At 68.2% G+C, this 26,991-nt stretch carries 29 protein-coding genes; 14 read left to right on the forward strand and 15 right to left on the reverse strand.

The window, feature by feature from the left end; translation table 11 throughout:
- Both EEJ31_RS00440 and idi read right to left on the reverse strand, forming a co-directional pair.
- Entirely contained in the window at window positions 1–1,068 is a 1,068-nt protein-coding gene (locus EEJ31_RS00440) for a polyprenyl synthetase family protein (protein WP_233563642.1), read from the reverse strand.
- On the reverse strand, window positions 1,065–1,682 hold the full coding sequence (gene idi / locus EEJ31_RS00445; RefSeq protein ID WP_123044320.1) for an isopentenyl-diphosphate Delta-isomerase: 618 nt from the start codon (window positions 1,680–1,682) through the stop codon (window positions 1,065–1,067). The genes EEJ31_RS00440 and idi overlap by 4 nt, the downstream gene beginning before the upstream one ends.
- 60 nt (window positions 1,683–1,742) lie before the next feature.
- On the opposite strand from idi, the gene EEJ31_RS00450 reads away from it, so the two are divergent.
- Both EEJ31_RS00450 and EEJ31_RS00455 read left to right on the forward strand, forming a co-directional pair.
- A complete protein-coding gene (locus tag EEJ31_RS00450) occupies window positions 1,743–2,327 on the forward strand; it encodes a MarR family winged helix-turn-helix transcriptional regulator (RefSeq protein ID WP_233563643.1) in 585 nt (194 codons plus the stop codon).
- 279 nt (window positions 2,328–2,606) lie between these two features.
- The gene (locus EEJ31_RS00455) at window positions 2,607–3,800 is read left to right on the forward strand and encodes an ATP-binding protein (RefSeq protein WP_123044321.1); all 1,194 of its coding nucleotides are present in this window, start codon (window positions 2,607–2,609) and stop codon (window positions 3,798–3,800) included.
- A gap of 2 nt (window positions 3,801–3,802) precedes the next feature.
- Here EEJ31_RS00455 and cofD read toward each other — a convergent pair whose 3' ends face one another.
- Window positions 3,803–4,789, reverse strand: a complete 987-nt coding sequence (gene cofD, locus EEJ31_RS00460) for a 2-phospho-L-lactate transferase (RefSeq protein WP_123044322.1) — start codon at window positions 4,787–4,789, stop codon at window positions 3,803–3,805.
- 58 nt (window positions 4,790–4,847) lie between these two features.
- Between cofD and pyrE the strand changes: the two genes are divergently transcribed.
- The 3 genes from pyrE (at window position 4,848) to EEJ31_RS00475 (ending at window position 6,739) form a co-directional block, all read left to right on the forward strand.
- On the forward strand, window positions 4,848–5,396 hold the full coding sequence (gene pyrE, locus EEJ31_RS00465) for an orotate phosphoribosyltransferase (protein ID WP_123044323.1): 549 nt from the start codon (window positions 4,848–4,850) through the stop codon (window positions 5,394–5,396).
- A gap of 232 nt (window positions 5,397–5,628) precedes the next feature.
- Window positions 5,629–6,375 carry a hypothetical protein gene (locus EEJ31_RS00470; RefSeq protein ID WP_148040100.1) on the forward strand — a complete coding sequence of 249 codons (747 nt, stop codon included), beginning with the start codon at window positions 5,629–5,631 and terminating at the stop codon, window positions 6,373–6,375.
- 40 nt (window positions 6,376–6,415) lie between these two features.
- Window positions 6,416–6,739, forward strand: coding sequence for a hypothetical protein (locus EEJ31_RS00475; protein ID WP_123044325.1), 324 nt, complete (start codon window positions 6,416–6,418; stop codon window positions 6,737–6,739).
- On the opposite strand, the gene EEJ31_RS00480 is transcribed toward EEJ31_RS00475, so the two are convergent.
- Both EEJ31_RS00480 and EEJ31_RS00485 read right to left on the reverse strand, forming a co-directional pair.
- The gene (locus EEJ31_RS00480; protein ID WP_123044326.1) at window positions 6,736–7,536 is read right to left on the reverse strand and encodes an HAD-IIA family hydrolase; all 801 of its coding nucleotides are present in this window, start codon (window positions 7,534–7,536) and stop codon (window positions 6,736–6,738) included. The two genes, EEJ31_RS00475 and EEJ31_RS00480, sit on opposite strands and share 4 nt — an antisense overlap.
- A 62-nt stretch (window positions 7,537–7,598) precedes the next feature.
- Complete coding sequence (locus tag EEJ31_RS00485; protein WP_123044327.1) at window positions 7,599–8,828, reverse strand: Nramp family divalent metal transporter; 1,230 nt, start codon at window positions 8,826–8,828, stop codon at window positions 7,599–7,601.
- A 58-nt stretch (window positions 8,829–8,886) separates the two neighbouring features.
- On the opposite strand from EEJ31_RS00485, the gene EEJ31_RS00490 reads away from it, so the two are divergent.
- Window positions 8,887–9,546, forward strand: a complete 660-nt coding sequence (locus EEJ31_RS00490; protein WP_123044328.1) for a TrmH family RNA methyltransferase — start codon at window positions 8,887–8,889, stop codon at window positions 9,544–9,546.
- A 22-nt stretch (window positions 9,547–9,568) separates the two neighbouring features.
- The gene (locus tag EEJ31_RS00495; protein WP_123044329.1) at window positions 9,569–9,937 is read left to right on the forward strand and encodes a DUF4440 domain-containing protein; all 369 of its coding nucleotides are present in this window, start codon (window positions 9,569–9,571) and stop codon (window positions 9,935–9,937) included.
- A 16-nt stretch (window positions 9,938–9,953) separates the two neighbouring features.
- Here the strand turns inward: EEJ31_RS00495 and EEJ31_RS00500 are convergent, their stop codons facing one another.
- The 3 genes from EEJ31_RS00500 to EEJ31_RS00510 are packed head-to-tail and all read right to left on the reverse strand — an operon-like array spanning window position 9,954 to window position 12,633.
- Window positions 9,954–10,688 carry an FAD:protein FMN transferase gene (locus EEJ31_RS00500; RefSeq protein ID WP_158603866.1) on the reverse strand — a complete coding sequence of 245 codons (735 nt, stop codon included), beginning with the start codon at window positions 10,686–10,688 and terminating at the stop codon, window positions 9,954–9,956.
- Window positions 10,689–10,732: 44 nt separating this feature from the next.
- Window positions 10,733–11,224, reverse strand: a complete 492-nt coding sequence (locus tag EEJ31_RS00505) for an FMN-binding protein (protein ID WP_199727227.1) — start codon at window positions 11,222–11,224, stop codon at window positions 10,733–10,735.
- Window positions 11,221–12,633 (reverse strand): ferredoxin reductase family protein, encoded by a 1,413-nt coding sequence (locus EEJ31_RS00510; protein ID WP_158603867.1) that lies wholly within the window; start codon window positions 12,631–12,633, stop codon window positions 11,221–11,223. Before EEJ31_RS00510 ends, EEJ31_RS00505 begins: the two co-directional genes overlap by 4 nt.
- Before the next feature lie 286 nt (window positions 12,634–12,919).
- On the opposite strand from EEJ31_RS00510, the gene EEJ31_RS00515 reads away from it, so the two are divergent.
- The 7 genes from EEJ31_RS00515 (at window position 12,920) to EEJ31_RS00545 (ending at window position 20,424) form a co-directional block, all read left to right on the forward strand.
- Window positions 12,920–14,131 carry a baeRF2 domain-containing protein gene (locus EEJ31_RS00515; RefSeq protein WP_148040101.1) on the forward strand — a complete coding sequence of 404 codons (1,212 nt, stop codon included), beginning with the start codon at window positions 12,920–12,922 and terminating at the stop codon, window positions 14,129–14,131.
- Window positions 14,132–14,256: 125 nt separating this feature from the next.
- The gene (locus EEJ31_RS00520) at window positions 14,257–14,460 is read left to right on the forward strand and encodes a hypothetical protein (RefSeq protein WP_123044333.1); all 204 of its coding nucleotides are present in this window, start codon (window positions 14,257–14,259) and stop codon (window positions 14,458–14,460) included.
- A gap of 779 nt (window positions 14,461–15,239) precedes the next feature.
- Entirely contained in the window at window positions 15,240–16,349 is a 1,110-nt protein-coding gene (locus EEJ31_RS00525; protein ID WP_158603868.1) for an ABC transporter substrate-binding protein, read from the forward strand.
- Between the two features lie 145 nt (window positions 16,350–16,494).
- Window positions 16,495–17,634 carry an ABC transporter ATP-binding protein gene (locus EEJ31_RS00530; protein WP_233563644.1) on the forward strand — a complete coding sequence of 380 codons (1,140 nt, stop codon included), beginning with the start codon at window positions 16,495–16,497 and terminating at the stop codon, window positions 17,632–17,634.
- Window positions 17,631–18,548: an ABC transporter permease gene (locus EEJ31_RS00535; RefSeq protein ID WP_123044336.1), complete on the forward strand. Its 918-nt coding sequence runs from the start codon at window positions 17,631–17,633 to the stop codon at window positions 18,546–18,548. Before EEJ31_RS00530 ends, EEJ31_RS00535 begins: the two co-directional genes overlap by 4 nt.
- A 2-nt stretch (window positions 18,549–18,550) precedes the next feature.
- The gene (locus EEJ31_RS00540; protein ID WP_233563645.1) at window positions 18,551–19,363 is read left to right on the forward strand and encodes an ABC transporter permease; all 813 of its coding nucleotides are present in this window, start codon (window positions 18,551–18,553) and stop codon (window positions 19,361–19,363) included.
- A 41-nt stretch (window positions 19,364–19,404) separates the two neighbouring features.
- Window positions 19,405–20,424 (forward strand): LacI family DNA-binding transcriptional regulator, encoded by a 1,020-nt coding sequence (locus EEJ31_RS00545; RefSeq protein ID WP_123044338.1) that lies wholly within the window; start codon window positions 19,405–19,407, stop codon window positions 20,422–20,424.
- A gap of 357 nt (window positions 20,425–20,781) precedes the next feature.
- Here the strand turns inward: EEJ31_RS00545 and EEJ31_RS00550 are convergent, their stop codons facing one another.
- Genes EEJ31_RS00550 through EEJ31_RS00580 form a run of 7 tightly spaced genes read right to left on the reverse strand, consistent with a single transcriptional unit; the run spans window position 20,782 to window position 26,982 of the window.
- Window positions 20,782–21,312 (reverse strand): gluconokinase, encoded by a 531-nt coding sequence (locus EEJ31_RS00550; RefSeq protein WP_123044339.1) that lies wholly within the window; start codon window positions 21,310–21,312, stop codon window positions 20,782–20,784.
- Entirely contained in the window at window positions 21,305–22,372 is a 1,068-nt protein-coding gene (locus EEJ31_RS00555) for an L-idonate 5-dehydrogenase (RefSeq protein ID WP_123044340.1), read from the reverse strand. Before EEJ31_RS00555 ends, EEJ31_RS00550 begins: the two co-directional genes overlap by 8 nt.
- A 20-nt stretch (window positions 22,373–22,392) precedes the next feature.
- Entirely contained in the window at window positions 22,393–23,163 is a 771-nt protein-coding gene (locus EEJ31_RS00560) for an SDR family oxidoreductase (RefSeq protein ID WP_123044341.1), read from the reverse strand.
- Between the two features lie 14 nt (window positions 23,164–23,177).
- Window positions 23,178–24,227, reverse strand: coding sequence for a D-2-hydroxyacid dehydrogenase (locus EEJ31_RS00565; RefSeq protein WP_199727228.1), 1,050 nt, complete (start codon window positions 24,225–24,227; stop codon window positions 23,178–23,180).
- Between the two features lie 48 nt (window positions 24,228–24,275).
- The gene (locus EEJ31_RS00570; RefSeq protein WP_123044342.1) at window positions 24,276–25,490 is read right to left on the reverse strand and encodes an aspartate transaminase; all 1,215 of its coding nucleotides are present in this window, start codon (window positions 25,488–25,490) and stop codon (window positions 24,276–24,278) included.
- The gene (locus EEJ31_RS00575; RefSeq protein WP_123044343.1) at window positions 25,487–26,230 is read right to left on the reverse strand and encodes a 4-carboxy-4-hydroxy-2-oxoadipate aldolase/oxaloacetate decarboxylase; all 744 of its coding nucleotides are present in this window, start codon (window positions 26,228–26,230) and stop codon (window positions 25,487–25,489) included. The genes EEJ31_RS00570 and EEJ31_RS00575 overlap by 4 nt, the downstream gene beginning before the upstream one ends.
- Window positions 26,227–26,982: an SDR family oxidoreductase gene (locus EEJ31_RS00580; RefSeq protein ID WP_123044344.1), complete on the reverse strand. Its 756-nt coding sequence runs from the start codon at window positions 26,980–26,982 to the stop codon at window positions 26,227–26,229. Before EEJ31_RS00580 ends, EEJ31_RS00575 begins: the two co-directional genes overlap by 4 nt.
- Window positions 26,983–26,991 lie beyond the last annotated feature (9 nt).

The raw sequence follows: 26,991 nt of genomic DNA on the forward strand, positions 1-26,991 counted from the left end.
TCACGCCGCCCGCTCGCAGGACTGGTGTGCGATGTCGTGCAGGTGGCGCTGGAAGGCTTCGGGAACGGCCGGCGTGCCGATGGCGGCCAGCGCCGCGTGCCGGTGGTCGTCGATCAGCTTCTCGACGAAGCGACGGGCGCCCTTCGCCTCCAGGAGCTGCCGCACGCGGTCGCGGTCGGCGTCGGTCACGTCGGCGCGACCGACGGTCTCCCGCAGCTCGTCGGAGCCGCTCAGCTGCCGGGCGTAGAACATGAGTGGGGTGAGCTTTCCCCCCTGCAGGTCGCTCAGCGTGCTCTTCCCCGTCTGTCCGGTCCCGAAGATTCCAAGGAGGTCATCGCGAAGCTGGAAGGCGATACCGATGGAACGGCCGAACTCGCCGAGCGCCGCGACCGCTTCTTGGCCGGCGCCGGCCAGGATCGCCCCTGCCTGCAGAGGCGCCTGGAACGAATAGTGTGCTGTCTTCCACTGCGTCATCGCCATCACCTCCGAGAAGACGGGCGACTCGACGCTGGTGCTGAACGCCACGTCGGCGTGTTCCCCGGCCGCCGTCACGAAGAGACACTCCTCCAGCAGGTCGAGGAGGGCGGAACGCTCGCGAGCGCCGACCGTGAGTCTGGCGACCATGGCCTGCGCGGAATGGATCAGCAGGTCGCCCGCGAGGATCGCTGACGCGTTCCCCCAGACAGCGGCCTCCGTTCCCCCGACGCCACGGTCACGCGCCTGCTCCATGAACGTGCCGACCAGGTTCGGCCGGCCGCGCCGCACGGTGTCGCCATCGATCACGTCGTCGTGGAGGAGGAACGCGGTGTGCAGGAGCTCGAAGGCCGTCGCCACGGCGACCGCCGCCGCTTCGTCGTTCCCGCCCCACGCGCGGTATGCGGTGAGTACGAGCGCGGGCCGGAACTTCTTGCCGCCCTCCGAGGCGTGCCGGGCGGCGTGCCACAGCTCCGTGAACTGCCGCCCGTAGGCGGTGGCCTTCGCCTCCTTCTCCTCGAAGTAGAGCGAGAGGTGACGGATGACGTCAGCCACGCCAACCGTGTCGTTCAGGGTCGTCATCGTGAGCGTCATCGCAGCACGTCCTCACCAATGTCGGATGCGGGGGTAGGGGAGTCGCCGCCGAGAAGCGGGAGGAGTCGCGCTTGCAGCACGAGCCAGGGGCTGAACGCCCACGGCGTGAGGCGCGTCGACCGGCCGAGGTCGAGCGGGTCCACCCACGCGTGGTCCATCACCTCGCGCGCGTTCGGCCGTGGTTCTTGGGAGGTCCAGGCGACGAACACCGGGCAGACCTCGTTCTCCACGAGCCCAGAGGCGTCCACGGCCCGGTACCGGAACGAGGGGAGTTCGAGCTCGATCCCCGACAAATCCAAGCCGAGTTCGTGGTCGGCGCGACGTCGCACGGCCGCGGGCACCGATTCCGCAGGACGCGGATGTCCGCAGAACGAATTGGTCCACACACCCGGCCATGTCGTCTTCGACAGCGCACGCCGGGTGACGAGAAGCCGACCGCGCCGGTTCATCACGTGGCACGAGAAGGCGAGGTGCAGCGGAGTCTCCGTGCCGTGAACAGAGACCTTCTCGGTGACGCCGATGGGTTTTCCGTCATCGTCGAGCAGCACGACCTCGTCGGTCTCGGCCCGTGCGTCGCCCGCGGCTCGAGGGCCCAGTGCCGTCTGCTCCACCATTCCGCTAGCCTAGCAAACTAATAGCCTTTCAAGCATTATTCCGAGATATAGAATCGGCTCATGTCAGCACTCAGCGTCCATCCCGACCGGGTCGCTGTCGCTGACTCCATGCTCGATCCGAGGGTCATCGATCCGAACGAGGAGCTCGTGCACTACGCGGGGATGGGCGAGGAGGAGATCACGCAGGTGGTGCGCGTCCTGCGTGGAATCCGCCGCTGGCGAGAGGCCGAACAGGCGCTCAGCTTCGCCTCCCGCGCGCACATGCGTCTGAATGAGACCGATATGAAGGCATTGCGCTTCCTCGTCGTGGCGAAGAACCAGGGGACGATCGTGACGCCGGGCTCGCTGGCGGAGCACCTGAACATCTCCACGGCCTCCACCACGAAGCTGCTCGACCGACTCGAGGCTGCCGGCCACATCGTTCGCTCGCCGCACCCCACCGATCGCCGCGCGCTCATGATCACCATCTCGCAGAGCGCCCACGAGGAGGTGCGCGAGAGCGTCGGCCGCTCGCACGCGCGGCGCTTCGAGGTCGCGGCCGCGCTCACTCCCGGCGAGCGGGACGTCGTCATCCGCTTCCTCGACGCCATGAGCGACACCACGGAACCACCGCCGGCGAGCAGGCAGGCCGAACCGGGGGTGTGACGTCCTCAGCGCGTTTTGACGGCCAGGGGCGAGGGCCTCGCGGGCGATCGCGGCGGCAGAGGGCACGTCGCGCATCCAGAGCGGCACGGCGGCCGAGCGGATGCCCGCGGCGGCCAGCGCAGGCAGGCTGGCGGCATCCGCTTCACCGGCGCCCTGCCCGAGAGCCTGCGCCTCGGGGTCGGCGGGCGCCCGCGCCGAGATCCGCTGCTCTTACCTCGAATATAATGGACGATAAGGCCGTATAAGGAATTTCTTATACGGCGAGATAGAATCTTATGCATGTCTGACTTCGTCCCCAATCCCTTCCGACCCGGCGCTGGTCGCGTACCCCCGGAGCTCGCCGGCCGTGGCGAGCTGCTGGAAGCGTTCACCAGAATGCTCCAGCAGGTCGGAGCTTCAGGGGAGGGAGAACGTCCGTGGGTGCTGTCGGGCCTTCGCGGTGTTGGAAAGACGGTATTGCTTAACGAGTTCGTTCGTCGTGCTCGGGACATCGGGTGGGTCACTGTCAAGGTTGAAGCGTCGGCGGCACAGCCTTTAGCTGCTTCATTGAGCAGAGAATTGGCCGTGGCACTTCGACGCCAGGCGTCTTTGTCTGAGCGCGCCGCAGCCGGGTTGAAGCAAGCCTTTGCGGCACTGCGTAACTTCCGGGTCAGGTTCGATCCCGACGGGGCAATTGGGATTGAGATCTCGACCGACGTGGATGCCTCCGGCATCGCCGACAGCGGAGATCTGGCTGTCGATCTACAGGAACTGCTTCGTACTCTCGCTGAAGGGGCAGGGCTTCTCGGCATCGGTGTGCTGCTTGCCGTCGATGAACTGCAGGAGGCATCGGTCGTGAACTTGAGTGCCCTCAATGTCGCCCTTCACAATCTGGGACAGGAGGCCTTTCCTCCGCCGATCGTCTTCATTGGCACGGGACTCCCCTCTCTTCCGGCGGTCCTCGCGGACGCCACAAGTTACGCTGAGCGACTCTACGATTACCGCACGATCGGGCTGTTAGATGCGGAATCAACTGGTGCTGCGTTGTCCTCTCCCGCGGCCCACAATGGTGTGACGTGGAATCGTGAAGCGCTCCGGGCGGTAGTACGAGCGACGGGCGGCTATCCATACTTCGTTCAGGCGTGCGGCAAGCACGTCTGGGATGTTCGAACCGGAGAGCTGATCGGTATGGAAGACGCGAACATTGGCATAGCGCTAGCTCGCAACGAAGTGGACGAGGGGCTATACCGCTCCCGCCTGGATCGGGTGACTCCCAAGCAGCGGGATCTATTGCGAGCGATGGCAGTTGATGGTGACGGTCCGTCGTCGATCACTGACCTGGTGGCACGCACGGGCAAACGTCGCACCTCAGACCTATCTGTGTCCCGAAGCGAACTGATTCGAGCGGGACACATTTACGCGCCCGATCGTGGTTACGTTGCCTTCACCGTCCCAGGCATGGCTGACTACATAACCCGACTCGCTGACGACTAGCCCTACCGCTCTACCAGGGTGAGGGCCTCGCGGGCAATCGCGGCGGCAGAGGGCACGTCGCGCATCCAGAGCGGCACGGCGGCCGAGCGGATGCCCGCGGCGGCCAGCGCAGGCAGGCTGGCGGCATCCGCTTCATCGACCAGCCAACCGTCGAGCAGCCCGCCGGAACGCCGTGACCCGTAATGCAGGCCCACGCCCAGCGCGCTCGTCTCGACGCCGATGGTGCGCAGGCATTCGTCGGCCATGCCCCGCACGGCCGAGCCGCCGATGATCGGTGAGACGCCGACGACCGGAGCGGCCGTCGAGCGCAGCGCGTCCCGGATGCCGGGCACCGCGAGGATCGTGCCGACGGAGACCACCGGGTTCGACGGCGGCAGGAGCACCACGTCGGCCTCGCCGATGGCCTCGAGCACGCCGGGTGCCGCGGTGGCCGCGCCGAGTCCCACCTGGACGAATTCCGTCACGGGAATATGAGCGCGATACCGCACCCACCACTCCTCGAAATGCACGAGGTCCCCGGCACGGTGCTCGTCGGCATCCGCTCCGATGCGCACGTGCGTCTCAACCGGCTGGTCGCTCATCGGCAGCAGGCGCGCACCCGGCTGCCACCGCTCGCAGAGGAACGCCGTCGCCTGACTCAGCGTGGCACCGCCGCGCAGCAGGTCGGTGCGCACGATATGGGTGGCGAGGTCGAGGTCGCCGAGGGTGAACCACGACCAGCCGCGCCCGTACGCGGCGATCTCCTCTGAGGTGCGGCGTGACTCGCCCGCCCGGCCCCAGCCCCACTCCTCGTTGATCCCGCCGCCGAGGGTGTACATGACGGTGTCGAGGTCGGGGCAGACGCGAAGTCCGTTCAACCACAGGTCGTCGCCCGTGTTGACGATCACTGTGACGTCGGCCGACGGATGCGCGTGCTCCAGCTGGTGCAGCAGCCCCCGGGTGAAGCGGGCGCCGCCGACCCCGCCGGCGAGCACGGTGACCTTCTGCATGCCGTCCTTCCGCTGAGCCTGAAACCGCGATTCTAGCCGGTGGCCTAAAGTTGAGGGTGTGACCGACGTACGCAGCCAGCTCATCGACTTCATCTCCGCCGACGCCGTCTTCCACGGCGACTTCACCCTCACGAGCGGCAAGAAGGCGACCTACTACGTCGACATGCGCAAGGTCAGCCTCGACCACCGCGTCGCCCCGCTGATCGGCCAGGTCATGCTTGACCTCATCGCCGACATCCCGAACGTCTCGGCCGTGGGTGGCATGACCATGGGCGCCGACCCCATCGCGTCGGCCGTGCTGCACCAGGGCGTCGCGCGGGGCCTGAACTATGACGCCTTCGTCGTGCGCAAGGAGCCGAAGGACCACGGTCGCGGCCGGCAGGTCGAAGGTCCGGATGTCGCGGGCAAGCGGGTGGTCGTGCTTGAGGACACCTCCACCACCGGCGGTTCTCCGCTGAAGGCGATCGAGGCACTCGTGAAGGCGGGGGCCGAGATCGCGGGCGTCGCCGTCGTCGTCGACCGCAACACCGGTGCGCGCGAGGTCATCGAAGCAGCCGGTTACCCCTACTTCGCGGCCCTCGGCCTCGACGACCTGGGCCTGGGCTGATGGTTGGCCGGGGCGGGCCCGACGGCCCTGGCACGCCGGACCGGCCGGAATCGGCCGCACCGGAACCACGCCGGCCGGAACCGCGCCAGCCGGGACCACGCCAGCCCGACGCGGCCGAGGCGGAACCGCGCCAGCCGGACGCGACCGAGCCGACCCGGCCGAGGCGGAACCGCGCCAGCCGGACGCGACCGAGCCGACCCGGCCGTGGTGGGCGGCAACAGCGGCGAACCCGTTGCCGCCCTCCGCGCCGCCTCGGCCGAGTGCCGCGACGGATGGCACTGCTGAGCCGAGCGGCGCACCACGCGTCGAGCCGGCATCCGCTGGCACCCACGGCGCCACAGCCGTCGATGCCACGCCCCGGCCGTCGAAGGACCGCGGCTCCGTCATGGACGAGCCCGAGCGGGTGCAGACGCCCGCGCGGCTGGCCTGGGCGGCCGGCATCCTGCTCGCGAGCGTGATCCTGTTCAGCCTGTTCTTCTTCGGGCAGCGCCTCGGCAGCTCCCCGGCCGTCCCGGCGACGCCGACCCCGACCCCGACGCCGGCGCCCACCGCCGCGCAGGCGCCGGGCGTGCACGTGTGGAACACCCTGTTCGGCGGCGAGTGCCTGCAGCCGTACAACTCCCCGTGGGACCACGACTTCACCGTGGTCGACTGCGCCACGCCCCACGCCGCGCAGCTGGCGTACCGCGGGACGGTCGACCCCACGGCCGCCTTCCCCGGCGAAAAAGCCCTCGCCGGCCAGATCAACGACCTCTGCACGGCGCCCGGCATCATCGACCTCGCGGCGGCCCGCGATTATCCGCACCTCGTGATGCAGGGCAGCTACCCGATCACCCAGACGCAGTGGGAGGAGAACCCGTACTACTACTGCTTCGTCAGCAGCTCGTCGGGACAGCCTCTCACGGCCGATATCGCGGGCCCCGGCCCGACCGACGAACCCGCGCCATCCGCCGCGCCGACCCCCGCTCCGGCGGGATAGCGCCCGGGCTTCGCGGGGGCTCCCGGGCTAGACTGGAATCGTGTCCGACGATCCCACGAAGGTCCGAAACCAACCCGCGCTGACGCGCGGGCCGGGGAACTCGTGGCTCCTCATCGGGGCCGCCATCACGCTGCTCTCGGCCGTCTTCTTCCTGCTCCAGTTGGACTCGCATCCGGTGGGGCTGGCGCTCACCGGAGCGCTCGTCGTCGTGGCGCTGTACGTGTGCATGCTCATCGTGCGGTTCACGATCCCCGGCGATCGCGTGCGGCTCGGCACGCTCGCCGTGCTGCTCCTCTTGATAGCCGCGGTCGCCCTGATCGGTCTCGGCGTCATCGCCTGGACCGAGTGGGTCAGCGTCACCTAGAGCGCGTCGGTCTCGATCGGCGTCGTCGACACGAGCTCGTGCACGCCCGCGAGCACCTCGCCGGGCCGGAACGGGTAGCGGTTGATCTCCGCCTGATCGCTGATCCCGGTCATCACGAGAACCGTGTGCAGCCCCGCCTCGATGCCGGCCACGATGTCGGTGTCCATGCGGTCGCCGATCATGCCCGTGTTCTCGGAGTGCGCGCCGATCTTGTTCATGGCCGACCGGAACATCATCGGGTTCGGCTTCCCGACCACGTACGGCTCCATGTTGGTGGCCTTGGTGATCAGGGCCGCCACGGCGCCGGTGGCCGGCAGCGGACCGTCGGCACTCGGCCCCGTCGCATCCGGATTCGTCGCGATGAACCGTGCGCCGCCCAGGATCAGGCGGATGGCCTTGGTGATCGCCTCGAACGAGTAGCTGCGCGTCTCGCCGACGACCACGTAGTCCGGCTTGGTGTCGGTGAGGATGAAACCGGCCTCGTGCAGCGCGGTGGTCAACCCGGCCTCGCCGATGACGAACGCGCTGCCGCCGGGCCCCTGCGACTTCAGGAAGTCGGCGGTGGCCAGCGCCGACGTCCAGATGCGCTCCTCCGGCACGATGAGTCCCGAGTCCCGGAGCCGGGCGCTCAGGTCACGCGGCGTGAAGATCGAATTGTTGGTGAGCACGAGGAACGGCGTGTGCGTGTCCGTCCACTGGGCGAGCAGCTCGGCGGCGCCCGGCAGCGCGTGGTTCTCGTGCACCAGCACGCCGTCCATGTCGGTCAGCCAGCATTCGATCTCATCACGGCGCGCCATGGCGAGCTCCTCTCGTCGGCTCAAGCCTAGCCGGGGCCCTGCGCCGCGATCCGACCCGCCGGTTACGGCTCCGTGAACAGCAGCAGCACCAGCAGCAGGTTCAGCGCGACGAGCAGCACCGCGCACACCGCGCCGGCCGCCGTCGTGTACCACCGGTTCACGTACCCGGCCATCACCCTCCGCTGGCCGGTGACCCAGACCAGCGGGATGAGCGCGAACGGGATGCCGAACGACAACGCCACCTGGCTGAGCACCAGCGCCCAGGTCGGATCGATCCCGGCACCCAGGATCACCAGCGCCGGGATGAGGGTCACCAGCCGCCGGGCGAGGATCGGCACCCGCACGTGCAGCAGCCCGTGCATGATCTCCGCCCCCGCGTAGGCGCCCACCGACGTCGAGGCCAGCCCGGACGCCAGCAGCCCCACCGCGAATACGGTCGCGATCCCGCCGCCGAGCGCCTGTTCCAGCGCCCGGTACGCGCCCTCGAGGCTGTCGGTTCCCGGCGTGCCATGCAGAGCGGATGCCGCGAGCAGCAGGATCGCCAGGTTCACCGCCCCGGCGATCACCATCGCGATCGCCACGTCCCACCGCGTGGCCCAGAGCAGCCGCGGCACGCCCGTGCGGCCCGGCAGCTGCGGGAACCGGTCCCGCGCGAGCGCCGAGTGCGCATAGATGGCGTGCGGCATGATCGTGGCCCCGAGGATCGAGGCGGCCAGCAGCACCGACCCGGTGCCCTCGAAACGGGGGAGGAGGCCGGCGGCCGTCGCCGCGGCATCCGGTGGTGCAAAGAAGATGCCCGCGGTGAAGCCCACCGCGATGATGAGCAGCAGGGACACGATCACTCGCTCGAAGGTGCGGGGGCCGCGCCGGCTCTGCACGACGAGCACGGCCATCGAGACGACACCGGTGATGAGCCCGCCGAGAAACAGCGGCAGCCCGAACAGCAGGTTCAGGGCGACGGCGCCGCCGATGACCTCGGCGAGGTCGGTGGCCATCGCCACCAGCTCCGCCTGCAGCCAGTACAGGCGTCGCACGAGCGGGCGACGGATGCGACGCCCCAGCACCTCGGGCAGGCTCGCGCCGGTGACGATGCCGAGCTTCGCCGACAGGTACTGCACCAGCATCGCCATGACGTTCCCCCCGACGACGACCCAGACGAGGAGGTAGCCGTACCGGGCGCCGGCGGTCATGTTGCTGGCCACGTTGCCCGGGTCGAGGTAGGCGACACCGGCGACGAGGGCGGGGCCGAGCAGCCAGATGAGTCGTGTCGGTGCGACGGCCGGTTGACCCATGCTCGAATCCTAGCCGGGCCGGTTCGAGGGCAGCGGATGCCGCGGGTACGGTTGACACGTGCCAGACGAGCAGAGCCCCGAGGAGAAGAGCCGGCAGGAGCAGAGCCCGACACCCGAGCTGTCGACGCACGGCGTCGGACCCTGGCCGGGCGAGAGGCCCACCGAGGACGTCTACGACCCCGAGCTGCTGGAGCGCGGCGACACCCGCAACGTCATTGACCGGTACCGCTACTGGCGCATGGAGGCGATCGTCGCCGACCTCGACGAGCACCGGCATCCGTTTCATGTGGCCATCGAGAACTGGCAGCACGACATGAACATCGGCTCCATCGTGCGCAGCGCCAACGCCTTCGCCGCCGACACGGTGCACATCGTGGGGCGCAAGCGCTGGAACAAGCGCGGCGCGATGGTCACCGACCGCTACCAGCACGTGCAGCACCACGCCGACGTGGCGGCGTTCGTCGCCTGGGCGCGCTCGGCCGAGCTGCCCGTCATCGCCATCGACAACGTGCCCGGCAGCGTGCTCATCGAGACCTACCCGCTGCCGGAGCGCTGCGTGCTGCTGTTCGGCCAGGAGGGCCCCGGGCTCTCCGACGAGGCGGTCGCGGCAGCGGATGCGGTGCTCGAGATCAGCCAGTTCGGTTCGACCCGGTCGATCAACGCGTCGGCCGCGGCGGCGGTGGCGATGCACAGCTGGATTCTCCAGCACCGCTTCTGAGCAAACCGGCTAACGTGAGGGCATGACTGAGATCACCGACGATCTGCCCGCCCGCCTCCTGCACGAAGAGCACAGCGGATGGCAGGCCATCCTCGAGGGCCGCGGCGGTGAGTACTACCAGCGCACCATGACGCGCGACGCCCTCGTGATCGTGGAGGGCGCGGTGCTCAGCCGCGAGAAGATCGCCGACTCCTTCGCCGGCGTGGCGCCCTGGGACAGCTACGAGATCCGCCAGCCCGCGGTCATCCGCCTGGGCGAGCGCGCCGGCATCCTCGTCTACCGCGCCGTGGCTGTTCGCGGCGACGAGACCGTCACGCTCCTCATGTCCACCACGTACCTGTTCGAGAACGGCGGCTGGTGCATTGCCGCGCACCAGCAGACGGCGGCCTGAGCCACCTGCCTACGGGTCAGACTCGCGACGCCGCCACGCCGGGAAAGCCGTCGGCCGCGATGTGAAGCTCCTCGCCGTCTTCGAACGAGATGGCGACGACGAGATCCCATTCGGCGGCAGCGGTCTCCGCGAGGGAGCGGCCGCCGGCGATGATCGCGGTGGCGAGGACGTCGGCGGTGACGATGTCGGCGGCGACGACGGAGCATTGGCGGATGGGCACGCCGTCGGGAAGCCGCCAGATGTGCGCACCGCGCTCGGCGCTGCCGGAGGTGGCGACGGCGCGCTTCTTGCTGTCGAGGGCGATGGTCCGCCACAGCCGAGTTCGATCCCACGGGTCGACGAGGCCGATCGACCACGGCGTGCCATCGGCGCTGCCGGAGGTGAGCACGTCGCCGCCGACGTTCAGGCACCAGTTGGCGCAGCCGAGGGCGGCAAGAGCCGTGCCGGCCTCGTCGATGGCCATCGCCTTGACGATGCCGGCGAGGTCGACCGTGCCGTCGTGCCGATGCGGGTCGAAGGCGCCGCCGGTGCGGTTTCGCCAGTCGACGGCCTGGGCATAGGTGTCGCGATGCTGGCTGCTGCTGTCCAGTAACCGAAGGCGCCCCTCCGCGATCGCCGTGGCAGGGGACGAGGGCCGATACAGGCTGAACTCGTCTTCCCAGCGCTCGAAGATGCCCCGCAGGCGACGGTGCGCCTCCGCGAACGTGGCCGGGTCCGTCCCGTCGACCCGGAGCGAGGCAACCGTGCCCATCGTGGCACTTGTTGCGCGATGCCGCCCGTTCGGCATCGGGTGGGTCATTGTGCCTGGTCGAGGGCGGCCTGAAGCGATTGCCGGTAACCCTCGCTGGTGTACGTCGCCCCGCTGATGGCATCGACGGACGCGGACTGGGCGGCCAGCGCCTCCTGCTGCAGAAGCGGCGCGGCGTGCTGGCTGATCATCACCGAGCGCCGGTCCCGGTCGGTGAGCCGAAGGGGTGTCACGGCGGCGATGTCACCGCCCGAGACCTGCACCCGCACCTGCACGTTCCCGAACCTGGTGGAGATGGTGGAGCCGGTGTAGGTGCCGTCGCGGTAGGCGCCCGAGGCGGACTGCGCGGTGTCTGCCGGGCTCGATCCGGCCGAACGCGTGGCCGATGAACCGGTGGCCGATGAGCCGTCCGCTCCGGTGTGGCCGGCGGGGCTGGAGAGCGCCTGGTGCGACGGCGGCGTCACTTCGCCCGCCTCCCAGCCGACGACGATGACGGCAGCACCAGCCAGGATTCCTCCGATGACGACGCGCCTTCTCACCAGTCGAACCTTTCCCTGTGCAACTGCTCCGGGTGCAAGCCGGCCCGGCGGGCATCCGCTTCGACGCAGTCGGCCCAGCCGGCCGGCCCGCACACGTAGAGGTCGCTCGCGGCGAGGTCGGGCCAGATCGTCGCCGCCGACACGCCGCGCGCCTCGTCCGTGGCGGAGAGCCACGCCGCGGAGCCGGCACCGCGTCGGCCGACGCTTGTGTAGCAGGCGGCGCCGGTGTCCCGTGCCCAGGCGAGGATCTCGTCCCAGAGGTACGTCTCCCGCTCCGACCGGGCCCGCAGGAGGATCGTCACCGCGCCGGGTGCCGCGTCGAGGTTCTCGAGGAACGCCCGGATCGGAGTCACCCCGATGCCGGAAGCGGCGACGGCGATGCGGGATCGCGATCGCGCCTGGTCGCTGAAGATGCCGTACGGACCGGCGAACGAGACGCGCGTCCCCCGCCGAAGGGAGGCGAGTCGGCGGGATCCGTGGCCGAGGGCGCGCACGGTCACCCGGGCGTGGGTTGGCGTCGGCGCCGCTGAGAGGGAGAGCGGATGTCCGTGCCACCACGTCGACCCCGACCAGAATCGCCAGATGAAGAACTGGCCACCGCGCGCCTGGAGCTCGTTCAGGTTGCGGCCGCGAAGCCACAGCGAGACGACGCCGGGCGCGACCTGCTGAACGCGCTCCACCACCACCCGGTGCCGGATGCTTCGCACCAGGGGCACCGCGAATCGGAACCAGACGATCGCCCCGAAGCCGCCCACGTACAGCGCGAGCCAGTAGACCCGCTGCCACGATCCCTGGGCGAGCATCCCGCCCATCGACAACTGGTGCGGCAGGGCGATCCAGACGGCCACGTAACTGCCGAGGTGGATCAGGTACCAGGCCTCGTACGGCAGCAACGCCCGCACAGCCACGATGCTGGTGATCACGACCGCCGCGATTCCCAGGAGGCCGAGCGTGGCCAGCAGCACGTCGGAGACGGTGAGCAGCGAGATCGTCTCGGCGAGCCAGGAGGATCCATCTGTCGCGGCGTAGCCAACGACGAGGAGGCCCGCGTGAGCCAACAGCAGGTACAGGGCCGGCTTCCCGAGCGAGCCGTGGACCGTCATGGCCGCGTCGTGACCGATGGTGCGTTCGATGACAGGGATTCGCGCGGCGAGCACGATCATCACGAGGATGAGGTCGGTCCCGATCATTCCTGCGGCGATTCCGGCCGCCGTGATCACGTCGCCCGGGCTTGCCAAGCGGACCGGCGCAGCGGCCAGCCAGAGCGCGATGGCCATGCCGGCGGAAACCCAGGCGGCCACGCCCAAGAGGTCCGCGCGGGCGAGGCGCCGACGGTGACCGATCTGAAGGCGCCACTCGGAGACCGGACGCCGCGCCGGCACGGGCCGCTGCAGGGTGCTCGTCTCCATTCTCCCTCCCGGTCCCGCCTCCGCGAGGCTTCGGCCCATTACAGCCCTCGCGGCTTGGGAGTTCCTATGACAAAGCCGTGAACTGACCAACGGCTGGGCCGCCCTTCGGGCCAGGCGCGCACCCTTGTCGGTCCCCAAGGCGGGGCGTAGCGTGAAAGTTCGGCGCGTGAACCGAGGTCGCGGCATTCTCCATCGAACGTGGGCACTGTGCCGGCGTCTGGAGCATCCGTTGTGGTGACCGAAGCCCGGGAATAGCGTGACTGGCAAACGGGAAGGGATGGACACGATGACCGAACTGGGGAACGAAATGCTCTCCGACCTGTACCGCCATGACGGGGCGGTGAGCACGCTCTATGTGGCGCTCACGCCGGACACGACGGATCCGCGGCACACGCAGACCCAGCGGCGGGCGGCCCGCCAGGCGATGCTCGACGCGGGATCGCCCGAAGCGGATGCCGCTGCCGTCGAAAGCCTGCTGGAGGACCAGCCGGGCGTGGCCAACCCGGTGAGCCGGTACCTCATCGTGCGGAACGGCGAGGTCGTGGTCGACGAGCTGCTCCTCGGTGAGCCGCTGGCCGAGCGCATTGCCGCCTACGGTCTGCCCTCCGCCATCCCGCTGCTCCGGCACCGGCCTCGCGAGCTCAGCTACGCCGTCGTGGAGGTGAACCGCGAGGAGGCCGAGATCCGCCTCTACCGCCTCAACCAGCTCGAGCCGGTGATGGAGCGCGACATCCAGGGCGATGACGAGTACACCCAGAAGGTCAAGGTCGGCGGCTGGTCGCAGAAGCGGTACCAGCGTGACGCCGAGCAGATCTGGAAGCGCAACGAGGGCCAGGTGGCCGAGGCCGTCGACGACATCGTGCGCGAGCACAAGGTCGAGCTGGTGCTGGTCGCCGGCGACATGCGGGCCTGCCAGCTGCTTGCCGACCAGCTGGCGCCCGCGAGCAGGGACCTCGCCGTCGTCGTGCCCACGAACACCCTGGCCGGCGGTGCCTCCGACGAGGCGCTGGAGGAGGAGCTGCACAAGCAGATCGTCGCCGTGCTCGCCCGCGACCAGACGGATGCGCTGGACCGGCTCGCCGCGGAGAGCGGCCGTGACGACGGGCTCGCCGAGGTGGGCATCGGCCCGGTGGTGCACGCGCTGCAGCAGGCCCAGGTAGACACGCTGATCCTCGACCCGGCGGGCCTGGGGGACAAGACGCTCCTCGCGCTCGCGGCCGAACCATGGATAGCGACGGCGCCGGAGGACGCGCTCGGAGCGCCCTCGCTCGGCGCGGTTCCCGCCGCCGACGCCCTGGTGCGCGCTGCCGTGCTCTCGGACTCCACGGTGGTTCTCGTGGAGACCGACCGCGGTGCGCCCGGTACGCCGCTCGACGACACCGGCGGCAGCCCCGCGCTCGGCGCGACCATCGGCGCGAACCACCACGTGGCCGCGGTGCTCCGCTGGCGCACCGGCCCGGCCACCCCCGGCTCCGCCACCCCCGGCTCCGCCGCCTGACCGCTGCGCCATCGGCGCCGTTTCCGCCGCGCCGCAGGCGGGCGGTTTCACGCCCGCGACGCACCTCCGCTCCTGCGAACGGTGCTGGTGGTGGGAGAATTCTCGCGCAGAACCAGGAGGAGAGGGTGACGTTGACGGCATTCGAATTGCTCCGGGTCATCCTGGGGCTCGTTAACTTCCTGCTCGTCTTGGGATTGAGCCATGTGCTGAACAGCACGTTCCCACGGGGGCGGGGCGGTCCACTTCCTCCGTGGCGACTCGTGATGGCCGCTGCAATCGTCGTGTCGTTCGCGCTGTTCGGCCTCGCGCTGTGGGACCTGAGGAGCTAGGTCGTCACCACTCGGATGACGTCGGGGAACCAGTGGCGCGTCGCATCCGTTGCCCCATACCGTTGGCAGGAGCGCGCCGGCGTGTCGCGTGCAGCCGCGCGGCTTCGCGCCCGCGACACACCTCCGCTCCTGCGAACGGTGCTGGTGGTGGGGGAATTCTCGCGCCGAACCAAGAGGAGAGGGTGACGTTGACGGAGCGGGGAAAGCCGCTCCCGCTATGGAGGCTCCTTCTCGTCCTTGCGAGCATCGCAGCACTTGGCCTCTTCCTCGTCACTCTCATCAGGATGACTGAGGCAGGCCAGTCGTAGTTCCGCCTACCGGCGGCTGGTGATCCACGTCCTGAGAACTCTTTTCCGACTGCAGTGTGGACTGCAGGAGGGTGGCGAACCCGTCATCACACGGCACAAGCAACACGGGGTATTGGCACGATTGGCAACATTCTTGCTGTGACCTCGGCGCCGGGGGATAAAACCACGCGGGATCTTGGATTCCGATTGAACTCCATAACTTCGCTTTGACCGGGTTGTTCTCCTCATGCGAAGAAGGATGCGTCGTCGGGAGGGGCGCCGGGCCAGGTCGGACTTTCCGCACAGCTTTGGCACGTTTGGCACATGGCTCTGGGCACTGAGGACAGGCCGCAGTTACCGTATTCACAACGTGTCGCAGGGTGCGACTCGGCCATGACACCAGGGTGGCTAACAGCCATTCGTCATTCACAGCAGTGCGCAACGATGGGTCCCTGTGGAACGCCCGTCTCTCGTGCCAAGGATGGAGCGAAGATGTTCAATCGTTATGGAAAGTCGGCCGTGATGGTGGCGAGCGCCGCCATCGTCGTCGCCGGGCTCAGCGGATGCGCCAGCGGCAAGGTTGCCGGCGGCAGCAGCAGCACGGAGACAGGCAGTTGTGCCGGATCGCCCACCAGCGGCACAATCGGTCTCATCGGCTACGCCGACATCTGGCAGAAGCAGTACCAGGACGCCGTTATCAAGCCGTTCGAGGCGAAGTACCCGGACATCAAGGTGGAGTACCAGTCGAAGCGATCCTCCTCCGATATGCTCGCGGCTCTCCAGTCGCAGGGTTCTTCGCCGACGACGGACGTCGCGATCATGGACAGCGCGGTCGCCGCATCCGGCAACAAGCAGGGTCTGTTCCAGAAGATCTCCGAGGCCGACGTGCCGAACGTCGCCCACGTGAAGAAGGACATCCTCGACACCGGTGACTACGGCCCCGTGCTGCAGGCGGATGCCGTGGGACTCCTTTACGACACCACGAAGGTGCCCTCGGCGCCGACCTCGTGGAACATCCTCTGGGACCCGCAGTACAAGCAGAAGGTGTCGGTTGTCGCTCCGCCGTCCGGGCTGGGGATCAACCTCACGATGATCACCGCCAAGATGGAGGGTGAGGACTTCACTAAGAGCATTGACAAGGCTGTCGATCGGCTCAAGGAGCTGGCCCCCAACGTTCAGACCTGGGCGCCGCTTCCCGACGAGTATCAGAACATCATCACGGGGCAGACGGTCCTGGGCATGGGCCAGAACGCACGTGGGCAGTACTACAGCGACCAGAGCAACGGCAAGCTGGGCATCGCCTTCCCGAAGGAGGGAACGATGTACCAGATCAACACCATCAACCTCCTCAAGAACGCCCCCAACTGCGCAGCGGCCAAGACCTTCATGAACTACGCCCTCAGCCCGGAAGCGCAGGTCGCCTTCGCGAAAGCCCTCTTCTACGCGCCCTCGGTCGACAACGCCGAGCTGCCGGCCGATGTCGCTGACCGAGTGGTGAAGACCGACGGTTCGATCGACATCATCACGTACGACCCCGAATGGCTCGCAACTGTTCGCTCAGACTGGACGGACATCTGGAAGCGCGAGATCATCGGCGGATGACCCGCGGTCGCCAGTAACTCATCTCCTCATCTCCATCAAGGACCACACCATGCACGCAGAGTCACCGCTAGCGGGATCCCCTGTTTCCCTCGCCTCGGGCGCACCGGCCACGACCGAAGGCATCTCCAATCGAAGGGGCACGCCTGTGTCAGACCTGTCGGATCGCGCCAAGCTCTCCATCGTGGACCTCACGAAGCAGTACGCGGCGGGGCTTGAGCCGGCTGTGGACCGCCTCAACATGGAGATCGAGCCGGGTCACCTCGTCGCTCTTCTCGGACCCTCGGGGTGCGGGAAGACGACGACCCTGCGGATGGTTGCCGGCTTGATGGAGCCCACGTCCGGCGCCATCATCGTGGACGGCCAGGACATCACCTCCACGCCCGTGCACAAGCGCGGAATGGGCATGGTCTTCCAGTCCTATGCGCTGTTCCCGCACATGAACGTGCTGGACAATGTCGCGTTCGGCCTGAAGATGCGGAAGGTAGGGCGCGACGAGCAGCGCAAGCGAGCGCTCGACGCCCTGGCGATGGTCAAGCTCGAGCACCTGGCGAAGCGGCGGGTGAAGGAGCTCTCGGGTGGCCAACAGCAGCGGATCGCCCTGGCGCGCGCGTTGGTGGTGGAACCGACGCTGCTGTTGCTTGACGAGCCGCTGTCGAACCTCGACGCGAAACTCCGCGAGTCGATGCGTTCAGAGATCCGCTCGATCCAGCAGCGCTCCGGCGCCACCACCCTGTTCGTCACCCACGACCAGGATGAGGCACTCGATATGGCGGACAAGATCGCGGTGATGAACGGCGGCTTGATCGAGCAGTTCGGGGCGCCGAGCGATATCTACCGGCGACCGCGGACCCGCTTCGTGGCGGATTTCATCGGTCGCGCCAACCTGTTCGAGGTCGACGTGGAGAGCGCGCTGGGTGCGGCAGCCGATGGTGAGGTCTGGTACCGCATCACGGCTGCCGCCCTGGGTGCCGCCGGCGCCGTGGGCGAGCCGGGCCTGGAAGGCAAGCGGACGACGGTGGTCCTCCGTCCGCACAACGTGACTGTGACGGCGGCCGCCGACGCCGACGGCGTCAACGGTCTCGCCGGAAACGTCGCCTCGATGAGTTACACCGGCGACTCGGTGGGCTACCGCGTGGCAACGGCGGGCGGCGAGTTCCTCGCCGAGATCGCCGCATCTGCTTCCCGACTTCCTCGCGTCGGCGACCTGGTCGTCGTCAGCTGGGAGCCGGCCGACGCGTACCTCCTGCCTGGCACAGAACCTGCCGAAGGGGTGGCGTCGCGATGACGACGACGGTCATCAGCACGCTCGAGATCGACCCCGACGGCAATCGGGGCCACCTCGAGCGGGCCCGGTCCCGGCATAACCGCCTCGTCGCTTGGGGGCTGGTCATTCCGGCGCTCGCCGCCTTGATCGTCAGCTACGCGTATCCGCTCGTGTGGATGATCCGAATGTCCTTCAACATCGGGCTCGGTGACGGCCTCTACGTTGAGACCTATTCGCTCGATTCCTACCTCAAGTCACTCTCCGACTCCTATTACTGGGAGGTCATCGGCAACACCCTCTTCCTCGGAGTCCTCGTCGCTGTCCTGTGTGTGGCCGTCTCATACCCCATCGCGCTCTTCCTCGCCCGGACGAACAGCAAGTGGAAGAGCCTGCTTGTCGCTCTCGCGATCGCGCCACTGCTTACCTCCGCCGTCGTACGCACCTTTGGTTGGATAGTGATCCTGGGCACGCAGGGTCTGGTGAACTCCACCCTCAAGGGCTGGGGCCTCATTGACACGCCGTTGCCGCTGGCGAACAGCTTCACCGGCGTCGCCATCGGCCTGGTTGAGATCTTCATGCCCTACGCGATCCTGGGCATGATGTCCGGCTTCGGCCGCCTGAACACCCAGCTCGAGGAAGCGGCCTCATCCCTTGGCGCGAACCGCGCCGCCGTGTTCTTCCGCATCACGCTTCCGCTCAGCCTTCCCGGCCTCCTGACGGCGCTGCTGTTGGTGTTCGTGCTCACGATCAGCACGTTCGTCACCCCGCAGCTCCTGGGAGGCGGGCGTGTGCATGTCATGGCCACCGAGATCTACGACCAGACCACGGGCCTCCTCAACTGGCCCTTCGCCGCATCGCTGTCCGTGATCCTGCTGATTCTGTTTGGCAGCGTTGTGGCACTGTACCAGCGCGCTGCGCGCAGACTTGGAGCATAGAGGTGTCCCAACTCAACCCCACCCGGCGCATCGACCTCGGCGGCGTGGCCTTCCGCGTCCTCGTCGCCATTCTCTATCTCTTCCTCCTCGCGCCGCTGCTCATCGTCGTGGTGATCTCGTTCAGTTCCAACCAATACATCTCTTTCCCGCCGCAAGGTTTCACCTGGCACTGGTACGAGATCCTCCCCACGAAGTCGCTGTTCACGAGCGGCCTGCAGACGTCGCTGATCACCTCGTCGGTCACGACCCTGATCGTGCTGGCGGTGGGCGTGCCGGCCTCCTTGGCCCTCCAGCGCTTCGAGTTCCCTGGCCGGTCCGCACTGTCGGCATTCTTCCTGTCGCCGTTGCTGGTCCCCACGATCGTGCTGGCACTCGGCCTGGTCCTTGTCCTCGGCCCGATCGGACTGACCAACACGTACGCGGGCATCGTCATCGGTCACGTGAGCATCACGCTCCCCTACGTGATCCGCACCACCTTGATGAGCCTGGAGACATCCGATACCTCCAGCGAAGAAGCGGCCCGCGTCCTCGGCGCTGACGGCGCTCGCGTGTTCTGGACCGTTACGCTCCCGATCATCCTTCCCGGCATCATCGCGGGGGCCGTGATGGCGTTCATCGTCTCGTTCGACGAGCTGGTCATCGCGCTCTTCGTCGCACAGTCCGGCAAGCCGACCTTGCCCGTGCAGCTGATGAACTACGTGGCGACCTCCGCGGATGCCGCGGTCGCGTCGCTCTCGGTCGTGCTGATCATCTTCTCCGCGCTGATCGTCGTCGTGCTGGAGCGACTGGTCGGCCTGCGGCGGGCGCTGCGCTGAGCACGGGGGAGCGAGACGTGGATGCCATGGACGGTCGTCACATGACTCTTCCGAACCGCCGGATCCGACGGAGGGTCACGCTCACTGAGATCGCCGCCGCATGCGGGATCGCGCCGTCCACCGTGTCGCGGGCGATGTCGAATCCCAATCGTGTCAGCCCCGAGATGTACGAGCGAATCGTGCGTAAGGCGCGCGAACTCGGATACGAATCGGCGACGCTCCCCGAGAACCGCACCCGGATGGCTCGCGGAACGATCGCGCTGCTGCTGCCGAACCTGACGAACCCGTTCAACTTCGACGTCATCCGCGGCAGCCAGGTCCAGGCTCAGGCGGCCGGCTTCATGCAACTCCTTGTCACGAGCGAGGAGTCTGAGCAGGTCGAGGCCAACTGGTTGGTCGAGCTGTCACAGAGTGTTGACGGCATCGTGGTGGCGTCGCCCCGTTCCAAGGACGAGCTGCTGAACCAGGTTGGCGAGCGGGTCCCGCTCGTCGTGCTTAACCGTGAGATCCCATGGCTGTCGGGAGTGCTCATCGACACGCCATCCGGGCTCGCTCTCGCGCTCGACTACCTCGTGTCCCTCGGCCACACGCGTATCGCGTACGTGCGCGGACCGTCCACGTCGTGGACCGACGAAGCCCGCTACAGGGCGCTTCGCGCCGCCGCGAACCGCCACGAGGTTGAGCTCATCCCCATTGGCGCGTTCCGTCCCACGTTGTCGGCGGGCGCGGCGGCAGCGGATGCCGTGGCGCTGGCCGACGTGACGGCGGCGATCTTCTTCAACGACACACTCGCGATCGGCGCACTAGGCCGGTTCCAGCACCGCGGCATCAGCGTGCCGCGGGATCTCAGCGTCATCGGCTGCGACGACATCTTCGGGTCGTCGTTCACCTCCCCGCCGCTCACGACGGTGAGCGCGCCCGGGGAACAGGCTGGCCGCGCGATCACGGACATGCTGCTCAGCAAATTCACAAGTAAGGACCGCTCCCACCGGATCGATCGACTGCAGACACACCTGACGGTGCGGGAATCGACCGGACCGGCGCCCAGCCTCGGGACGTAACCGCAAGCGGCCGGATCAGGAGACGTGGCGACGCGGACGAAAGGGCCGGTCGGCCTGACCGTCATGGGGCCTGGCAAGAGCGCGCGATCCGTCATTCTCCTTGAAGACAACGGCAGCTTCGCTGACAGGGAGCAGTTCGGTGGGTTCCGCGACCGTCCACCTCGTCGGGACCATCGGGGGTAGTGTGCACATGCTTCCTCTGCGGAGGTAGATCAACGCGTCTCCCTCATCGAACTCCACGGTTGCTCGTCCGGAGAGAACAACGAAGGGGCGGCCGTTCGCCGTGCGATGGTGGATCCCCGCAGAGAGCGTTTCGGAGTGGGCATCCTCCGGGCGGAAATCGGACACTGCTGTCTCCTACTCGGCGATTGTGGTGCTGTCGTCGGCCGCGGCACGTACTGCCCGGTGGGCAAGGCTCACCAGGACGTCGACGGGAAGTCGGACGTCGAGCACCGTCCCGCGCTCGTGGGGCGTGAGGTCCTCCAGCGTGCTCAGCTGGTCGGCGAGCAGGGTCATCGGCATGAAGTGCTCGGACCGGGCTGACATGCGGGAAGTGATGATGCCAGGGTCGCCGTGCAGGTGCACGAACCGGGTACGCGGTTCCTCCCATAGGATTACCTGCCGATAGATGCGGCGGAGCGCGGAGCAGGCGATGACGAGGCCGGTTTCGTGGTAGTCGCGCAGGGTGCGGCCCACGTCCGCGAGCCATGGCCATCGGTCGGCGTCGGTCAGCGGTGCGCCGCTCGCCATCTTCGTGACGTTCGCGGACGGGTGCAGGTCATCGCCGTCGATGAAGTGGACGCCGAGGGCCGCGGCCAGACCGCGGCCGACCGTGGACTTCCCGGAGCCGGACACGCCCATCACGACGACAAGCGGGCGCTCAGTCATCGCTGTCCTCCTGGCGGAAGTCGAGGAGGACCTTTCCCGATGACGAGGCGTCGGATGCGACGGCGAGCGCCTCGAGCGCGTGTTTGGCGGGGAAGACATGAGTGACGATCGGGCTCAGGTCGAGTGAGCCGTCGGCGAGTGCGGCGAGCACGTCGTCGATCTCGTCGTTGAACCGGAAGGAGCCGACCAGCTGGAGCTCGCGAGTGATCGCCAGGGACACGGGGACTGGTTGGTCCCCGGTGGGCAGCAGGCCGACCATGACGACGATGCCGCCCCGGGTTGCGCCCCTGATCGCGGAGGATAGGCCGCGGTGATTGCCCGACGACTCGAAGACGACATCAGCGTCGACGGCGGCGATCGCATCCGCTTCGGAGGCCCGAAGGGTCTCGGTGACGGGAGCGCCGACCTCCCTGGCGATGTCGAGCGGAGTGTCGTGCATGTCGACCGCGACGATGCTCGCCGCGCCCGCCCGCTTGGCGATTGCGATGATCAGGGCGCCGATGGGGCCGCTGCCGACGACTAGCACGCGCTTGCCGCTGAGGTCACCGGCACGGGACACCGCGTGCCAGGCGACGCTCGCGGGCTCGGCGAGGGCTGCCGTCTTGAGCGCCAGACCGTCGGGAAGGGCCCGCAGCATCGCCGCGGGGAGGACGATGCGCGTGGCGAACGCGCCCTCGGTGTGTGGGAACCGCGCCGCGGATCCGAGGTAGCTGATGCCGGGGGAGAGGTTCGGGCGGTCTGCGGGGAACCGGGTGTCGCTGTGGTCGCGCCGGGCGGGGTGGACAGCGACGGCAGTGCCGGCGGCGGGGCCGCTGCCGTCTGCGGCCGCCTGGGAGACGACGCCGACGACTTCATGTCCGAGCACCATCGGCGCACGGAGAATGGACTCGCCGACCGCTCCGTGCTTCCAGTAGTGGATGTCGGAGCCGCAGACGCCCCCGTAGGCCACGTCGATGATCGCCTCGTTCGCGCCCGGCTCCCGAACCGGCACATCCTCGATACGCACGTCATCCGGACCGTGCACGACGACAGCGCTGGCCGTCACCTCAACCGTTTTCATCTCGTTCCTTCTCCCGGTTCTCAAACCACGACGCTCATGCCGCCGTCGACGAAGATCACTTGCCCGTTCACGTAGTTGGAAGCCTGCGATGCCAGCCACACGGCGGGCCCGACAATGTCGGCGACGGAGCCCCAGCGGCCGGCCGGGGTGCGGCCCAGGATCCAGGCGTTGAATTCCTCGTCGTCCACGAGGTTCTGGGTCATTTCGGTGTGGATGTAGCCGGGGGCGATGCCGTTGACTTGCAGCCCGTGCCTGGCCCACTCCGCGGTCATCGCGCGGGTCAGATTGCGGAGTGCGCCCTTCGCGGCCGTATACGGCCCGATGGTGGGACGGGCCAGGTCGCTCTGGACCGAACAGATGTTGACGATCTTGCCGGCACCACGGTCGATCATCCCGCGGGCTACCGTGCGCCCGACCAGGAAAGCTCCGGTGACGTCGATGTCGATCACCCGCCGCCAGTCATCGAGGCTGACGTCGACCAGTGGTTGGCGGTGCTGGACGCCCGCATTGTTGAACAGGATGTCGATCGGGCCGACGTGTGACTCGATCCACTGGATCGCCTGGTCCACGGACTCGCCGTCGGTGATGTCGAAGGCACGGGCGTGGACGCGGTCGGCCCCATGCTTTTCGGCAAGGTCGGTGCAAGCGGACTCCAGCCTGCCCGCGTCCACGCCGTTGAGAACGATGGTCGCGCCGGCGTCGGCGAGGCCGTCGGCGATGCTGCGGCCGATGCCGCGACTCGAGCCGGTCACGAGGGCGATCCGTCCGGTCAGGTCGAAGGGGGATGTCACAAGCGTCTCCTCACTCAGTAGAACTCGACGGTGTCGACGCGGTTCAGTAGCGGCCGGCCGTCGAGGAAGCGGGTCGCATTGCTCGCGAACAATTCGGCGATGCGGCGGTCCTCGGCCGCGCTGAGCGCCGCGGTGTGCGGGCTGACGAGGACGTCGGGGCGGTCCCACAGCGGGCTGTCGTCAGGTAGCGGCTCGGACTCGAAAACGTCGAGGGCAGCGAAGCCGACCCGACCGGCATCCAGGGCGGTGACGAGGGCGCGCTCGTCGATGACGGTTCCCCGGCCGACATTCACGACGGTGACGCCGCCCTGCACAGCCGCGAAGAAACCGTCGCCGAGCATGTGCTCGGTGGCGATGGTGCCGGGAAGCGTGTTGACGACCGCGTCGATGCGCGCCGCGGCGGCAACCAGCTCGTCGGGGTGGATGACCTGGTCGACGCCTTCCACGGTGACCGTTCGACGGCTCACCCCGATGACGGTAGCGCCCAGTGCGCTGAGCTTGGCTGCGACTACCCGGCCGATGCCGCCGAGTCCCAGCACCAGGACAGTTTGCTCGGCCACCTGGCCCATCGTCCAGCGGCCGCTCCATTCGTGGTCGCGTTGCTGGCGGAGCAGGCGGGGAAGGCTCTTGGCCCCGGCGAGCAGCCCGAAGACCGCGAATTCGGCGAGCGGTTCCCCGTGGATCCCGGCCGAGGTGGTGAACGTGACCCGCTCCAGCTCGCCGGGGCTCAGGTCGGCCTGCTTGACCTGACTGCCGCCGCCGGCCGCCATCGTGTGCACCCAACGGAGCCGTGGATTGTTGCGGACCACGCGTCGGAGGGCGTCGGGGGAGACGTCGGGGATGCCGTAGAGCGCGTCGGCGCTATCGAGCAGGTCCTCGAAACGGAGTTGTTCCTCAGGCGTGCGCTGGAAGGCGGGGTCGCCCGAGAAGTCGGCCGGCCAGCGCATCGCCGGCAGCAGGGACGGTACGCACACGAGTTGCACGCGCGGTTCGCGCTGTTCGATGAGCTGGCACAGGTCGTCGGCCAGAGGCGCGGCGACGGCGACGCAGAGATGTGATGGCACGCGGGTCCTTCGGGGTGTCGTGGGGTCGGGCGGGTGCTGCCGGCCGGGTCAGGAGAGCCGCGAGACGGCATTCGCTATGGCGGCGGCGCCCCGTTCGATCTCGGCGACGCTCGTGGCGAAGGAGATGCGGAAGAACGGTTCGCTGCCGTAGGCGGAACCCTGGATGACCGCGACGCCTGCCTCGTTGAGGAAGTAGAGCGTTACGTCCTGGTCGGTGTCAAGGGACGTCCCGGCCGGCGTGCGCTTGCCGATCAGGCCGGCGCAGTCCAGGAACAGATAGAAGGCTCCGTCCGGGACGACGGGGCGCAGCCCGTCGACCTGGGTGAGGAGCTCGACAGCCCGGTCGCGGCGCTCCCGGTAGGCCTGCACGCTCTCGGTCACGAAGGACTGGTCGCCGGTGAGCGCGGCCGCCGCCGCAGCCTGGCTGATCGAGGAGGGGCAGGAGGAGGACTGGGACTGGAGCTTATTGATCGCGGCCACGAGCGGGGCCGGGCCCACGCCGTAGCCGAGCCGCCATCCGGTCATCGCGTAGGCCTTGGAGACGCCGTTCACGGTGAAGACCCGGTCCCGGAGCTCCGGGACCGCTTCGGCGAAGCCGGTGAACCCGATGCCGGTGAACAGGATCTCGTCGTAGATCTCGTCGGTGAGCACCCACACCTGCGGGAACTCCGCCAGCACGTCGGCGAGGCCACGGATCTCCTCCGCCGTGTACACGGCCCCGGTCGGGTTGCCGGGAGCGTTGATGACGAGCCAGCGGGTCTTCGGGGTGATCGCCTGGCGGAGGGCGTCAGGGGTGAGCTTGTAGCCGTTGTCGGCCATGGTCGGCGCGATCACGGGGACGCCGTCGTTGGCGAGCACCATGTCGGGATAGGACACCCAGTACGGTGCGGGAATGATGACCTCGTCGCCCGGATCGAGGGTGGCGGTGAAGGTCAGGTAGAGGATCTGCTTGCCCCCGCCGCCGACGGTGATCTCACTGTCGTGGTAGCGGATGCCCGAGGTGCGTTCCATGCGGGTGCGGATCGCCTCACGCAGGGCGGGCGTGCCGTTCACGGGCGTGTACTTCGTCTCCCCGGTCGCGATGGCGGCGACCGCCGCGTCCTTCACGTGCTGAGGGGTGTCGAAGTCCGGCTCGCCGACGGTGAAGTCAACGATGGGCCGGCCCTCGGCCTTGAGCTCCCGCACCCGGTTCGCCGCGGCAGAGCTCGGGGACTCTCGAATGCGTTGTACCCGTGCGGCGGGGGTGAACTGCACGGCGCTCATCGCGGGCCCAGGCCCTGGTCGGGGTCGGTGTCGTCGAGGTCGGTGGTGATGCCCTTGGCGCGCAGCACGTCGTATAGTCCGCACAGGTCAATGGTCGTTCGCCCCTGCTTGTACAGCTCGATCAGCCGCGCCTCGTTGTCGTCGCGGGCGGCGGAGAGCCCGATGACGTCCTCCACCTCGTCACGGCGCACGATCACGATGCCGTCGGCGTCGCCCTTGACCACGTCGCCCGGATAGATGAGTTGGTCACCGAAGACGAGGGGCTGGTTGATGTGTCCCAGGGTCTCCTTCACGGTTCCCTTGATCGAGACGCTCCCCGAGAAGACAGGGAGGCCGAGCTCGCGGAGCTCCTGGGTGTCGCGCACACCGCTGTCGGTCACCACGGCCGCGATGCCCTTGGCCTTGGCCGCGTTCCCGAGCACGTCGCCGAACGTGCCAGCCTCGGCGAACTCCCCGGCGGATACGATCAGCACGTCGCCGGGCTGGGCGTAGTGGATGGCCACCTGCAGCATCAGGTTGTCACGGGGCGCGCAGACGACGGTGAACGCGGAGCCGATGAACGACTGGTTGCGGTCGATCGGCTTGATGTTCGATGCCACAGCGCCGCGTCGGCCCTGCGCCTCGTGGATGGTGGCCGCCGTGAAGGAACCAAGCCGCCTGATGCTGTCTTCGGGTGCGCGCTCAACGCGCGTGGTCACGTGCGGCGCTGCGGTCGTCGGGCGGGAAGCCGTGAGGGTCATGATTCTCTCCTGTCAAAGGTCAGTCCACCGGGGACCTGGAACGTGGGGGTGATCTCGATGAGCCCGAGGTTGACGTGCCGGGGCGCTTCGATGGCGAAGTCCACCGTGGCGACGATGTCCTCGGTGGTGAGGGATTCGAAGCCCTCGTAGTAGGTGTCCCAGGCCTCCGCCATCGCCTCGGGCGTGCCGCCGAGATTTCGTCCGAAGATCTCGGTCTCGACGCGTCCCGGGCAGATCTCGGTGACCCTGATCCGTCGGCCGAGGGTGTCGTTGCGTAGCTGGCGCGAGACCTGAGAGACTGCCGCCTTCGTCGCGTGGTACGCCGTGTGGCCGAAGAAGTTGTATCGGCCGGCGATGCTCGAGATGTTGACGATGTGGCCGAGGTCACGCTCCACCATCCCCGGCAGCAGGAGGCGCGCCAGATGCAGGACGGCACGCAGGTTGACATCGACCATGGCGTCCACGATCTCGCGTGAGGCGTCGAGGATGTTGCCGGTGGCGCTGACCCCGGCGTTGTTCACGAGCACGTCGACGGTGAGGCCGTCGAGCTCCGCCTCCAGCGCGTCGAGGTCCGCGAGGTCGACCACGTGCGGGATGGCCCCGGTCGCGTCTGCCAGTTCCTGGAGTCGCTTGGCGTCGCGGGCGACGGCGTGCACGGTCAGCCCGCGCTCGCGTAGCTTGCGAACGATGGCGGCTCCCATCCCGGTCGATGCACCGGTGACGAGGGCGGTTTCATAATCGCTGTAGGGCACGCGAAATCC

This window comes from Cryobacterium tepidiphilum (genome assembly GCF_003716325.1).
GTDB classification, from domain to species: Bacteria; Actinomycetota; Actinomycetes; order Actinomycetales; family Microbacteriaceae; genus Cryobacterium; species Cryobacterium tepidiphilum.